Below are 12750 nucleotides of genomic sequence, written 5' to 3'. Positions count from 1 at the left end.
TATTCAGTTAGGTAAAGTTATGATACGTACTATGCTGCAAGGAAAACTGCATCGGGTGAAAGTGACTCAGGCCGACTTGCACTATGAAGGCTCCTGCGCCATCGATCAGGATTTCCTGGAAGCCGCAGGCATTCTGGAATATGAAGCTATAGATATTTATAACGTTGATAACGGTCAGCGTTTCTCGACCTACGCCATCGCCGCCGAACGCGGTTCGCACATCATTTCGGTCAACGGCGCGGCGGCGCGCTGCGCCTGCGTAGGCGACAAACTGATCATCTGCTCCTACGTGCAGATGAGCGATGCCGATGCCCGCCAGCACCATCCGAAAGTCGCTTATTTCGAAGGTGACAACAACCTGCAACGCAAAGCGAAAGCCGTGCCGGTTCAGGTAGCCTGAGAGTAAAAACGGGCGCATTCGGCGCCCGTTTCACTCGATACGCTAAATAGTTCGAGTTGCATCGCGGCGGCAAGGGAGCGAGGCCCGATGAGCTTGCTGAAGTAAGTGATTCGGGTGAGCAAGCGTAGCCAACAAAGATGCAGCTTGAAATATGACGAGTATTATTGCACCACCACCGTTCCCGGCTTGTTGGCTATTCTGTCCGCCATGGTCTGAATCGAATCGGTGCGCAAAATATACAACCGCTTCAGCGTATACGGATTATCCCCCGGCTTTACCTTACCCTGCACCGTGGTCACCGCCATATGGAAACCGGCGTCTTTCGCCGCCTGTATTGCCCGCTGGTTGTAGCCGCCGAACGGATAGGATACGTATAATACATGCGGATTAAACTGCGACAGCGCGCGGCGCGAGCGCTCAAAATCGAATTCGATATTGTGCAGCGAACGGCTCAGCAGAATAGGCTGGCGGTTGCCGTCGGTACGGTGCAGGAAATGCGTATGCGACTGTACGTCGAACACATCCTGGATCTGCTTGAGTTCTGAAATGCTCATAAACTGCAACGAGTCCGGGTTCCATTTCTGCGGATGCCGTTTGATGCGCGAAGAAATAATGAACGCCGTTGCGCGGAAGCCGTAGTCCTTCAACACCGGGTAAGCATAGCGATACACCGACTTCAACCCGTCATCAAAAGTCAGTACCACCGCCTTGCCCGGCAGGTTGATCTGATTCTTCAGGTAGGCTTCCAACTGGTACAGGGAAATGGTGTCATAACCTGCCTGCTTCAGGTAGGTCATCTGGTTGCTGAACGCCACGTCCGAAGTGGTGGTCGAGGTATGGCGGAAACGCTTGTTCTCTTCGTTTTTCAACAGATGATGGTAGGTCAGCACCGGAACGCCAGTGTCGATTTCGCAGTCCAGCTCGCTGATATAGCCCAGACGATCGCCAATATTGATCTCATACCAGGTATTGTTCAGCCGATCCTTCAGTTTGCCGATGATCGGATAACGCAGGTTCTCTTCCAGCACGCCGAACACTTCGCTGGCGTTATCCGCCTCAGTATAGACGTTGATCGCCTTCTGCGTGATCAGGTTCTGATTGGTCAGCGGCTTATTCAGTTCGCCGAGATCGTCTTGCACCTTGCGTGATTTTTTGAGGTTGCGCACGTCGTCTTTATCGATAAAACCCGTGCCGTGGCCAAACTTGAATTCGTAATATTCCGCATCCGCCGGGAACACCTGAATCAGCTGCCCCTGCTTCACTTCACCGACCGGGATAACATGCTCGCCAATCAGCGAATAAACCTCGCTGTCGCGTTGCGCTTCCATATATTCAGATTTAACAGCGCTGTCTTCCGACAACAAATTTGCCAGCGTCGCCGGAGAAGCGAGTGACATCAGGATGCCGAGTAGCCCAGCCGCTATCTTGTGTTGAGGCCGCATGGTTATGTTCTGCTTACGAGTGCGTGATAAAAATGGAGAAAATGTGGAGCGCCAGCATAGCACGATTTGAACATCGGGGAGAAAGGGGTTATGTGAGCAATTCTATTGATTTATGTGATGCTGGCTTCAGATCGATAACAGCGCCCCCGAACGCGGGTCCGGGGGCGTCAGTACATCAGGTGCGCAGGCCACGACCGCGCTCTATCAGGTACCAGGACAGCAGATAGAACACCAGGATAAACGCCACCAACACCGCCATGGTCAGCACCAGCGGCACATCACTGATGCCGAGGAAGCCATAGCGGAAACCGCTGATCATATAGACGATCGGGTTCAGTTTGGACACCGCTTGCCAGAACGGCGGCAGCAGCGTCAGCGAATAGAAAACCCCGCCCAGATAGGTCAGCGGCGTCAGCACGAAAGTCGGGATCAGGCTGATGTCGTCAAAGGTGGTGGCGAACACCGCGTTGATCAGGCCCGCCAGCGAGAACAGGATTGCCGTCAGCAGCAGCGTGACCACAATCACCCACCAGGCATGCACCTGCAGCGGCACAAAGAACAGCGAGATCACCGTCACCAGCACGCCGACGCAAATACCGCGCGCCACGCCGCCGCCGACGTAACCGGCAATCACCACATGAGTCGGCACCGGAGCCACCAGCAGCTCTTCGATATTGCGCTGGAACTTGGCGCTGAAGAACGACGATGCAACGTTGGCGTATGAGTTGGTGATCACCGCCATCATAATCAGGCCGGGAACGATAAACTGCATGTAATCAAAACCGTGCATATCGCCAATACGCGAACCAATCAGGTTACCGAAGATGATGAAATACAGCGTCATGGTGATCACCGGCGGCACCAGGGTCTGGATCCAGATACGGGCAAAACGGTTGATCTCTTTGGCCCAGATACTCTGCAAAGCCACCCAATACAAACGCGTCATGCTTTTTCTCCATTACCGTTAACCAGGGTGACAAACAGTTCTTCCAGTCGGTTAGCCTTATTGCGCATGCTCAATACCTGCACCCCCTGCGCGCTGAGCTGAGCAAACAAGCCGTTCAAGCCCTGCTCGCGCATCACTTCCACTTCCAGCGTTGAAGTATCCGTCAGGCGGTTGCGATAACCATCCAGCTTCGGCAAGGGGCTTTTGGCCGCCAGATCGAGGATAAAGGTTTCGGACTTCAGCTTGGCCAGCAACCCTTTCATTGAGGTGTTTTCCACCAGTTCCCCGTTCTGGATGATGCCGATATTGCGGCAGAGCATTTCCGCCTCTTCCAGATAGTGGGTCGTGAGGATAATGGTGGTGCCCTGGGCGTTCAGCTCTTTCAGGAAGCCCCACATGGAGCGGCGCAGTTCGATATCCACCCCGGCGGTCGGTTCATCGAGAATCAACAGCTTTGGCTGGTGCATCAGGGCGCGGGCGATCATCAGACGGCGTTTCATGCCGCCGGACAACATGCGCGCGCGTTCATCGCGCTTGCCCCACAGATCCAACTGGGTCAGGTATTTTTCCGCACGCGCCAGCGCTTCGCGCCGGGTCACACCGTAGTAACCCGCCTGATTGACCACAATCTGCATGACGGTTTCGAACGGGTTAAAATTGAATTCTTGCGGCACCAGCCCGAGTTGACGCTTGGCGTTAACGATATCTTTATCGATGTCGTAGCCAAACACCCGCACGCTGCCGGCCGTTTTGTTAACCAGCGAGCTGATAATGCCTATGGTGGTGGATTTACCGGCACCGTTCGGCCCCAGCAGGGCATAAAAATCCCCCGCTTCGACGTTAAGATCAATCCCGCGCAATGCCTTGACGCCACCCGCGTAGGTCTTGGTCAACTGCGCTAATTCCAGTGCATAATTCATAAGTTAGAAAGTACCTTGTAGCGATGAGTATGCTGCCGCGTATTGTAATAGTGATGATCTTATCATCAGCAGCGATTTCACTGAGGCGAATCCGTGCGGAAAAAAGCGTGACTGTTCCGATTTCCAAATTGTGACGCTTGTCCTATATTAGCCCAACGCAATCTGTTTGTTACAGGTCTATAACCCTCCATGAAAGAAATCGAAACGCTGATCGCCAACAACAAAGCCTGGTCGGCCAATATCAACCAGGAAGATCCAGACTTTTTTGAACGTTTATCCCAGGCGCAAAAGCCCCGCTTTTTATGGATAGGTTGCTCAGACAGCCGTGTTCCAGCAGAACGTTTGACCGGCCTGGAGCCAGGCGAACTGTTTGTCCATCGCAATGTGGCAAACCTGGTGGTTCACACCGATCTTAACTGTCTGTCGGTCGTGCAGTATGCGGTGGATGTGCTGGAAGTTGAACATATCATCATCTGCGGCCATCTGGGCTGCGGCGGCGTAGAAGCCGCGGTGGAAAACCCGGAGCTGGGGCTGATCAACAACTGGCTGCTGCATATCCGCGACCTGTGGTACAAGCACAGCTCACTGCTGGGTGAACTGGAACCGGAACAGCGCCTCGACGTACTGTGTGAAATCAACGTGATCGAGCAGGTCTACAACCTGGGCCACTCCACCATTATGCAATCGGCCTGGAAACGCGGCCAGAAAGTGACGATTCACGGTTGGGTGTACGGGATTCAGGACGGACGCCTGCGCGATCTGGAAGTGGCCGCCACCAGCCGCGAGAGCCTGGAAATGGGGTATCGCAAGGCGATGGCCAAACTGCAGCAGGACAAGGGCGTAAAAGCCTAGAGCGTTGTCCTGCTCTCTGTGTGGGCGCGGACAAGCCGCGCCCCTGCCGATTACTCGTCCAGCAGCACCACTTTGCCGACGTACGGCAAGTGACGGTAACGCTGAGCGTAGTCAATGCCATAGCCCACCACGAACTCGTCCGGGATCGAGAAACCGACGAACTCCACCGGCACCTCTACCTCACGGCGCTCAGGTTTGTCCAGCAAGGTGCAGATCGCCAGAGATTTCGGCCCACGCAGCGCCAAAATTTCGCGTACCTTATTCAGCGTATTGCCGGAATCAATGATGTCTTCCACGATCAGCACGTCTTTGCCGCGGATGTCTTCATCGAGATCCTTGAGGATTTTCACGTCGCGAGTGGTGGACATGCCGCTGCCGTAGCTTGAGGCGGTCATAAAGTCGACTTCGTGCGGCACTTCAATCGTGCGGCACAGATCGGCCATGAACATGAAGGAACCGCGCAGCAGCCCGACCAACACCATATCACTGCCGCTATCGCGATAATGTTCGGTGATTTGACGGCCAAGTTCGGCGATACGGGTCTTAACTTCCTGCTCGGAAATCATTACGTCTACAGTGTGTTTCATAGGTTTCAGGTCAGTTGCCGGAAGAAGGGCGCAGAGTTTAGCATAGCCTGAGGCCGCTGGCGACGCGAGCGCGTCGCCACTTCTGCTCTAGTCGGCTACGGTAAAGCCCATCATCATGCCGGTATCCTCATGCTCCAACAGGTGACAATGCGCCATATAGGCATGTTCGCTGTTAGCGAGATGATCAAAACGCACCAGCACTTCGCTACGCCAACCCTCGACCCGCACCGTGTCTTTCCAGCCGCTGCGGTGAGCCGCCGGCGGCTTGCCGTTCTCCGACAGGATGCGGAACTGGGTGCCGTGGATATGGAACGGGTGCAGCATCATGTCGCCTTCGCCGGACAGGGTCCATTTCTCGTACTTGCCGCGTTTGGCTTCAAACGCCGGTTTGGTCATATCGAAGGCCTTGCCGTTGATCTTATTGCCGTGGCTGAAGTCGAAAGGCTTGGCGCCATGATCCATACCCTTCATGTTGCCGTGATCCATGCCTTTCATGCTGCCATGATCCATGCCCTGCATATTGCCGTGATCCATGCCGGCCATTCCGCCATCGCTGTTGCCCATGCCGCCATGATCCATGCTCATCCCGGCCATCGCCTGATGACCATAACGATCCATCAATGCCTGCATGCCCAGCTTGTCCAACTGCGGATCCATCATCAGTTGCAGCCAGCGCTCCTGAATGCCGGCCATCGGCGGCAGTACCGGCAGTTTCACCAGGCTGTCCGGCATCGTCTTGATACCCTGCGCCAACGAAGGTTGAATGCGCAACACCGGCAACGGCTGGTCGAAGGGTGCCAGCGTCATGCCCATCTGTTTGACCGGCAGCGTGACGATGTCGAACGGCTTGCCGTCCGAGGCATCCACCAGCACTTCAAAACGCTCACCCATCAGCATCGGCAATTCGGTCAGCTTCACCGGTTCGGCCAGGAAACCGCCGTCACTGGCGATAACGTATAACGGGCGGTTATCACTGGCCGCCAGGTTCAGCGACCGTGCATTGCAACCGTTGAGAAAACGCAACCGCAACCAGCCGCGCGGCGCAACGTGCTGCGGATATTGGGCACCGTTGGTGAACATACGGTCGCCGAACCAGCCAACTGCGGCGCTCATCACGTCCAGTCGGTATTCAATCTGTGCGTCTTTGCCCAACCGTTTGTCCTGCAGGATCACCGGAATATCATCCTGGCCCCAGCTCTTCGGCAACGGCAGTTTACCGCTCTCGTCGTCTTCCAGCAGCACCAGCCCCGCCAACCCCATCATCACCTGATGGCCGGTTTTGCCGTGGGTATGTGGATGGAACCAACAGGTAGCCGCGGGCTGTTCGACAGTGAAACTCACTCTGCGCGTGGCGCCCGGCTGAATCAGCGCCTGCGGGCCACCATCGACATCGCCGGGAATTTCCAACCCGTGCCAGTGGACAGTGCTGGCTTCCGGCAAGCCGTTTTTGATATCGACCGTCACCGGTTTGCCGCGCTGCAGCCGCACCGCAGGCCCCAGCAACGCTCCGTTGATGCCCCAGGTTTGAGTGATTTTGCCCGGCAGCCAGTTCGTTTCACCGGTTTGCAGCGCCAGCGCGATTCTTCCTTGCGCGTCCGGCGTCAACAGCGGCGGGATCGGTAAGGCCGGCAACTCAGCCGCCCACACGCCTCGGCTCCACAGCGGTAAGGTGCTTGCTGCGCCCAGCGCAGCGGTCAGTTTGATAAAATCACGGCGTAACATCGCTGACTCCCTTTTCTCAGTGATATGTACCTATGGCTTCCAAGTTCCAGCTCGCTCATCCCCAGGTATGGTCGGGGAGCTAATACAGATAACGAGGGTGCAGCTTGCAAGACGACGGGTATGACTTACATGCCGGACAGCCTAAACCCTCCCCTTAGCGGAAGGTCAAGCCTTTGCTGCCGGTTATGTTATCCGCAGGTAATAAAATTTGGTGCCTTTACAGGCAAGTGTGATAACGTCTGCTGACAACAAACAGGTCTATTTTCATGATGAAAAAAACAACGTTATTGGTGCTGTTGCTCGCCATGCTGGGGTTCTCCAATGCCAGTCTGGCGCTGAATGAGTCTGAGGCGGAAGATCTGGCCGATCTGACGGCGGTATTTATTTATCTGAAAAACGATTGCGGCTACAACGACTTGCCCAACGCGCAAATCAAACGCGCCATCGTTTACTTCGCCCAGCAAAACCGTTGGGATTTGAGCAACTATAATAGCTACAACATGAAGGCGCTCGGTGAAGACAGTTATCGCGATCTCAGTGGCATCGCCATCCCTACCCCCAACAAATGCAAATCTCTGGCGCGCGACTCGCTGAGCCTGCTGGCGTACGCCAACTAATCCCTTCCGCTTTCCGCTACCTCTGTTTGAAATTCAGCCGTGCATCATCAGGCAGAGTTAGCTATGATGTTGCGCCAATTTTTCATGGCCGTTATTACGGAGTTCCCGCACATGACCCAGAAAGAAATTTGGTATGAAACGCTGCATGCCAACTTCGGCCAGTACTTCTCGGTAGAGAATGTGCTGTACCGCGAGAAGACCGAGCATCAGGATTTGGTGATTTTTGAAAACCCGGTGCTGGGGCGCGTGATGGCGCTCGACGGCGTGGTGCAAACCACCGAGCGCGATGAGTTCATCTATCACGAAATGATGACCCACGTTCCGTTGCTGGCACATGGCCAGGCGAAGAAGGTATTGATCATCGGCGGCGGCGACGGCGGCATGCTGCGCGAAGTCAGCCGTCATCGGGGCGTAGAGCAGATCACCATGGTCGAGATCGATGCCGGAGTGGTGGAGTTCTGCCGCCAGTACCTGCCGAACCATAATGCCGGTTCCTACGACGACCCGCGCTTCAAGCTGGTGATCGACGACGGCGTCAACTTCGTTAATCAGACCGATGAAAAATTCGATGTGATTATCTCTGACTGCACCGATCCCATCGGCCCCGGCGAAAGCCTGTTCACCTCGGCGTTCTACGAAGGCTGCGCACGTTGCCTGAACGAGGGCGGCATTTTCGTCGCGCAGAATGGCGTCTGTTTCCTGCAACAAGACGAAGCGGTCAACAGCCACGCCAAACTAAGCCAGTATTTCAACGACGTCAGCTTCTATCAGGCGGCGATCCCGACCTATTACGGCGGTATCATGACCTTCGCCTGGGCGAGCCAAAACCCGGCGCTGCGTCAGCTCGATTTATCCGCCCTGCAACATCGCTTTAATCAAAGCGGCCTAAACTGCCGTTATTACAACCCGGCGATCCACGCGGGCAGCTTTGCCCTGCCACAGTATTTGCTCAACGCACTGAACGTTACACGTTAAGCGAGAAGATAAGGAGGTGAACCCAATTGCAAAAGCTAAAACTGCACGGCTTCAACAACCTGACGAAGAGCCTGAGTTTTTGTATTTACGATATTTGTTACGCCAAAACCGCGGATGACCGCGATGGCTATATCGCCTACATTGACGAGCAATACAATGCCAACCGCCTGACCGAGATCCTGAGTGAGACCTGCTCGATCATTGGCGCCAATATTCTGAACGTCGCACGTCAGGACTACGAGCCTCAGGGCGCCAGCGTGACCATTTTGGTCAGCGAAGAGCCGGTCGACCCGAAAGATGTAGATACTTCGGAACAGCCTGGTCCCCTCTCAAAGACGGTGGTCGCGCACCTGGACAAGAGCCACATCTGCGTTCACACCTATCCGGAAAGCCACCCAGAAGGCGGGCTGTGTACCTTCCGCGCCGATATTGAAGTGTCGACCTGCGGCGTGATTTCACCGCTGAAAGCGCTGAATTACCTGATCCACCAGTTGGAATCTGACATCGTCACCATGGATTACCGTGTGCGCGGCTTTACCCGCGACGTAAATGGCGTGAAGCATTACATCGATCATGAGATCAACTCGATCCAGAACTTTATGTCTGATGATATGAAGGCGCTGTACCATATGATGGACGTCAACGTTTACCAGGAGAACATCTTCCATACCAAGATGCTGCTGAAGGATTTCGATCTGAAGCACTACCTGTTTAACGCCAAGCCGGAAGCCCTGAGCGAGGCCGAGCGTAAAGAGATTACCGATCTGCTGTGGAAAGAGATGCAGGAAATCTATTACGGCCGCAATATTCCGCACTTGTAATGGGTTAAGGGTGCGGCCATACACACGCCGCGCCCTTACATTTAATAGTTGAGCATGAAAGAACGGTAGGCCTTCAGTACCGCCAGGAAGTCTTCGACGCCGCAGAATGAGAGGCTTTCTTCATCATAATAATTCATCCCCTCTTCCATCTCGTCGCCTTCAAACGCCAATAGATTGGCGCGAATCATCACTTCTTCACCGTCCATCAGCAACGTATATTCATGGCCTTCCAGCTGCCATTGGCGCTCGCTGCCTTTGACTTCCGCCGCCCCGGCTTCGATCCGGTCCAGCAGATTGAAGTCGCCTTTGAGTTCCTCATTGATCCAATGGCCAATCGCTTCATGCCCCATCGAAAATCTGACGATCACCTGTCCGGTCACGTCACGCAGAAATTCGTAATCCATAGCACGCCCTCCTGAGCCTTTTTCTTAGTGTAAACATTAATTCATGACTAACTCAGCGAGCGCTCGCAAAGTTGGCAACTGAGCAAAATAAAACGGGAGGCCAAGGCCTCCCGTTGAACAGCTGCGCAATATAGCGGCTTAAACGGCGGTTTGGAAGATCACGCCGTCGGCTTTTTCAGTGTACTGGCCCAGTTGGTCGAAGTTCAGGTAGCGGTAGGTATCCGCCGCCGTTTTATCGACCTGTGCCATGTACGTTTGATACTCGTCCGGCGTTGGCAAACGGCCCAGCAGCGACGCTACCGCCGCCAGTTCTGCGGAGGCCAGATAAACGTTGGCACCGGTACCCAAACGGTTCGGGAAGTTACGGGTAGAGGTGGAAACCACCGTCGCGCCGTCAGCCACTCGCGCCTGGTTACCCATGCACAGTGAACAACCCGGGATTTCGATACGCGCACCGCTCTTGCCGAACACGCTGTAATAGCCCTCTTCGGTCAGTTGAGCCGCATCCATCTTGGTCGGCGGCGCAACCCACAGGCGGGTTGGCAACTGGCCCTTGTGCTGGTCCAGCAGCTTGCCGGCTGCACGGAAGTGGCCGATGTTGGTCATGCAGGAACCGATGAATACTTCATCGATCTTGCTGTTAGCCACATCGGACAGCAGGCGCGCGTCGTCAGGATCGTTCGGCGCGCACAGGATTGGCTGAGTGATCTCTGCCAGATCGATGTCGATCACCGCAGCGTATTCCGCATCCGCATCGCCTTCCAGCAGTTGCGGGTCCGCCAGCCATTTTTGCATACCTTGAATACGGCGCTCCAGCGTACGGCGATCGCCGTAGCCTTCGGAGATCATCCATTTCAACAACACGATGTTAGAGTTCAGGTACTCTTCAATCGGTGCCTTATCCAGCTTGATGGTACAACCGGCAGCGGAACGTTCGGCCGAGGCGTCGGTCAGTTCAAACGCCTGCTCGACTTTCAACTCCGGCAAGCCTTCGATTTCCAGAATACGGCCGGAGAAGATGTTCTTCTTACCCTTCTTCTCAACGGTCAGCAAACCCTGCTGGATCGCGTAGTAAGGGATGGCGTGCACCAGATCACGCAGTGTGATGCCCGGCTGCATTTTGCCTTTGAAGCGCACCAGCACCGACTCAGGCATATCCAGCGGCATAACGCCGGTCGCTGCGGCAAACGCCACCAGACCGGAACCGGCCGGGAAGGAAATGCCGATCGGGAAACGGGTGTGGGAGTCTCCGCCGGTGCCGACGGTATCCGGCAACAGCATACGGTTCAGCCAAGAGTGAATAACGCCGTCGCCCGGACGCAGCGATACGCCGCCACGGTTCATGATAAAGTCAGGCAGCGTGTGGTGAGTGGTCACATCAACCGGTTTCGGGTACGCGGCGGTGTGACAGAACGACTGCATGACCAGATCGGCGGAGAAGCCCAGGCATGCAAGGTCTTTCAGTTCATCACGGGTCATCGGGCCGGTGGTGTCCTGAGAACCTACGGAGGCCATCTTCGGCTCGCAGTATTCACCTGGACGCACGCCGGCAACGCCACAGGCGCGGCCCACCATTTTCTGCGCCAGCGAGAAGCCCTTGTTACTGGAGGCAACTTCTTTGGCGATACGGAACACATCGCTGTGTGGCAGGCCCAGCGCTTCACGCGCCTTGGTCGTCAGGCCACGGCCGATAATCAGCGGGATACGGCCGCCGGCGCGCACTTCATCCAGCAATACGTCGGTTTTAAGTTCGAAGTTGGCGATCAGTTCGCCGGTTTCGTGGTTACGCACTTCGCCTTTGTACGGATAAACGTCGATCACGTCGCCCATGTTCAGGTCAGAAACGTCTACTTCAATCGGCAACGCGCCGGCATCTTCCATGGTATTGAAGAAGATAGGCGCAATTTTGCTGCCCAGCACCACACCGCCACCGCGCTTGTTCGGCACATACGGGATGTCGTCGCCCATAAACCACAGCACAGAGTTGGTGGCGGACTTACGGGAAGAACCGGTACCGACCACGTCACCGACGTAGGCCAACGGAAAACCTTTCTTGTTCAGCAGCTCAATCTGCTTGATCGGGCCAACGCTGCCCGGTTGATCCGGCACTATGCCTTCACGTTCGTTTTTCAGCATCGCCAGGGCATGCAATGGGATGTCCGGGCGTGACCAGGCATCCGGTGCCGGCGACAGATCGTCGGTGTTGGTTTCGCCGGTGACTTTGAATACGGTAACGGTGATTTTTTCCGCCAGTTTCGGGCGTGACAGATACCACTCGGCATCGGCCCAGGACTGCATAATCTGTTTGGCGTGCGGGTTACCCGCCTTGGCTTTCTCTTCCACGTCGTAGAAGTTGTCAAACATCAGCAGCGTATGAGAAAGCGCTTTGGCGGCAATAGCGGCCAGTTTTTCGTTATCCAGCGCGTCGATCAACGGATGAATGTTATAACCGCCCTGCATGGTGCCCAACAGTTCTACGGCTTTCTCGGGGGTAATCAGGGGAGAGGTCGCTTCACCTTTGGCGATGGCCGCCAGGAAACCTGCTTTGACGTAGGCGGCTTCGTCGACGCCCGGTGGAACACGGTTAATCAGCAGGTCTAACAGGAATTCTTCTTCGCCTTTTGGCGGATTTTTTAATGATTCAACCAGCGCTGCCATTTGGGTGGCGTCTAACGGCTTAGGGACGATGCCCTCTGCAGCACGCTCGGCTACGTGCTTACGGTATTCTTCTAGCACGACATTCTCCTCGCTCTCATTGTCATTTATTGTGCCTGGCGTTTATACCCGTCGTCTTTCAAGCCGCAGTGTTGTTACCTGCGTTCAGTTATGTGGCCCGTCCATGGGCCACACCCCTTCGGGGCCGCTGCGAGCAGCGTTCAAATCTGCTCCCGGCAGATTTGTCACCCCAGTTACTTACCTAAGTAAGCGCCTGGGGATGAACGAACTGGGCGCCTAACTGCAACTTGAAAGCCATAGGGCATATGTTCAAACCGGGTTTAGCGCACGGTGTTGGTGCCCACGGTGTTGGTGCCATTGATCCTGACGGGGCACTGCTGTCGATGTC

12 protein-coding genes are annotated in these 12750 nt (G+C 55.4%); 5 read left to right on the top strand and 7 right to left on the bottom strand.

What is annotated here, in order from left to right; genetic code table 11:
• Positions 1-19: 19 nt before the first annotated feature.
• The gene (gene panD / locus QZQ97_RS23185) at positions 20-400 is read left to right on the top strand and encodes an aspartate 1-decarboxylase (protein ID WP_004947897.1); all 381 of its coding nucleotides are present in this window, start codon (positions 20-22) and stop codon (positions 398-400) included.
• 161 nt (positions 401-561) lie between these two features.
• Here panD and QZQ97_RS23180 read toward each other — a convergent pair whose 3' ends face one another.
• The 3 genes from QZQ97_RS23180 to QZQ97_RS23170 form a co-directional block, all read right to left on the bottom strand.
• The gene (locus tag QZQ97_RS23180) at positions 562-1842 is read right to left on the bottom strand and encodes a polysaccharide deacetylase family protein (protein WP_311995341.1); all 1281 of its coding nucleotides are present in this window, start codon (positions 1840-1842) and stop codon (positions 562-564) included.
• Positions 1843-2017: 175 nt separating this feature from the next.
• On the bottom strand, positions 2018-2788 hold the full coding sequence (locus tag QZQ97_RS23175; protein ID WP_006321086.1) for an ABC transporter permease: 771 nt from the start codon (positions 2786-2788) through the stop codon (positions 2018-2020).
• Positions 2785-3708: an ABC transporter ATP-binding protein gene (locus QZQ97_RS23170; RefSeq protein WP_004947905.1), complete on the bottom strand. Its 924-nt coding sequence runs from the start codon at positions 3706-3708 to the stop codon at positions 2785-2787. Before QZQ97_RS23170 ends, QZQ97_RS23175 begins: the two co-directional genes overlap by 4 nt.
• A gap of 189 nt (positions 3709-3897) precedes the next feature.
• Between QZQ97_RS23170 and can the strand changes: the two genes are divergently transcribed.
• Positions 3898-4560: a carbonate dehydratase gene (can, locus tag QZQ97_RS23165; protein ID WP_013814459.1), complete on the top strand. Its 663-nt coding sequence runs from the start codon at positions 3898-3900 to the stop codon at positions 4558-4560.
• Positions 4561-4610: 50 nt separating this feature from the next.
• On the opposite strand, the gene hpt is transcribed toward can, so the two are convergent.
• Positions 4611-5147: a hypoxanthine phosphoribosyltransferase gene (gene hpt / locus QZQ97_RS23160; protein WP_004947911.1), complete on the bottom strand. Its 537-nt coding sequence runs from the start codon at positions 5145-5147 to the stop codon at positions 4611-4613.
• Between the two features lie 87 nt (positions 5148-5234).
• Positions 5235-6869, bottom strand: coding sequence for a multicopper oxidase CueO (cueO, locus tag QZQ97_RS23155; protein ID WP_311995340.1), 1635 nt, complete (start codon positions 6867-6869; stop codon positions 5235-5237).
• 269 nt (positions 6870-7138) lie between these two features.
• Here cueO and QZQ97_RS23150 point away from each other — a divergent pair, with 269 nt between their 5' ends.
• From QZQ97_RS23150 to speD, 3 genes are all read left to right on the top strand, one after another.
• The gene (locus QZQ97_RS23150; RefSeq protein ID WP_311995380.1) at positions 7139-7486 is read left to right on the top strand and encodes a YacC family pilotin-like protein; all 348 of its coding nucleotides are present in this window, start codon (positions 7139-7141) and stop codon (positions 7484-7486) included.
• 111 nt (positions 7487-7597) lie between these two features.
• Positions 7598-8461, top strand: coding sequence for a polyamine aminopropyltransferase (gene speE / locus QZQ97_RS23145; RefSeq protein ID WP_004947920.1), 864 nt, complete (start codon positions 7598-7600; stop codon positions 8459-8461).
• A 26-nt stretch (positions 8462-8487) separates the two neighbouring features.
• A complete protein-coding gene (speD, locus tag QZQ97_RS23140; RefSeq protein WP_004947924.1) occupies positions 8488-9282 on the top strand; it encodes an adenosylmethionine decarboxylase in 795 nt (264 codons plus the stop codon).
• 41 nt (positions 9283-9323) lie between these two features.
• Here the strand turns inward: speD and yacL are convergent, their stop codons facing one another.
• Positions 9324-9686, bottom strand: a complete 363-nt coding sequence (gene yacL / locus QZQ97_RS23135) for a protein YacL (RefSeq protein WP_311995339.1) — start codon at positions 9684-9686, stop codon at positions 9324-9326.
• Positions 9687-9824: 138 nt separating this feature from the next.
• Positions 9825-12422 (bottom strand): bifunctional aconitate hydratase 2/2-methylisocitrate dehydratase, encoded by a 2598-nt coding sequence (gene acnB / locus QZQ97_RS23130; protein WP_311995338.1) that lies wholly within the window; start codon positions 12420-12422, stop codon positions 9825-9827.
• Positions 12423-12750 lie beyond the last annotated feature (328 nt).

Origin of the sequence: Serratia sp. root2, assembly GCF_031931805.1 — a bacterium.
Taxonomy (GTDB): Bacteria; Pseudomonadota; Gammaproteobacteria; order Enterobacterales; family Enterobacteriaceae; genus Serratia; species Serratia inhibens.
This window is presented reverse-complemented; position numbering and strand designations above follow the sequence as displayed.

Coding starts and splice junctions, on each gene's coding strand:
- panD (WP_004947897.1), top strand. CDS start 20: ATGATACGTACTATGCTGCAAGGAAAACTGCATCGGGTGAAAGTGACT.
- QZQ97_RS23180 (WP_311995341.1), bottom strand. CDS start 1,842: ATGCGGCCTCAACACAAGATAGCGGCTGGGCTACTCGGCATCCTGATG.
- QZQ97_RS23175 (WP_006321086.1), bottom strand. CDS start 2,788: ATGACGCGTTTGTATTGGGTGGCTTTGCAGAGTATCTGGGCCAAAGAG.
- QZQ97_RS23170 (WP_004947905.1), bottom strand. CDS start 3,708: ATGAATTATGCACTGGAATTAGCGCAGTTGACCAAGACCTACGCGGGT.
- can (WP_013814459.1), top strand. CDS start 3,898: ATGAAAGAAATCGAAACGCTGATCGCCAACAACAAAGCCTGGTCGGCC.
- hpt (WP_004947911.1), bottom strand. CDS start 5,147: ATGAAACACACTGTAGACGTAATGATTTCCGAGCAGGAAGTTAAGACC.
- cueO (WP_311995340.1), bottom strand. CDS start 6,869: ATGTTACGCCGTGATTTTATCAAACTGACCGCTGCGCTGGGCGCAGCA.
- QZQ97_RS23150 (WP_311995380.1), top strand. CDS start 7,139: ATGAAAAAAACAACGTTATTGGTGCTGTTGCTCGCCATGCTGGGGTTC.
- speE (WP_004947920.1), top strand. CDS start 7,598: ATGACCCAGAAAGAAATTTGGTATGAAACGCTGCATGCCAACTTCGGC.
- yacL (WP_311995339.1), bottom strand. CDS start 9,686: ATGGATTACGAATTTCTGCGTGACGTGACCGGACAGGTGATCGTCAGA.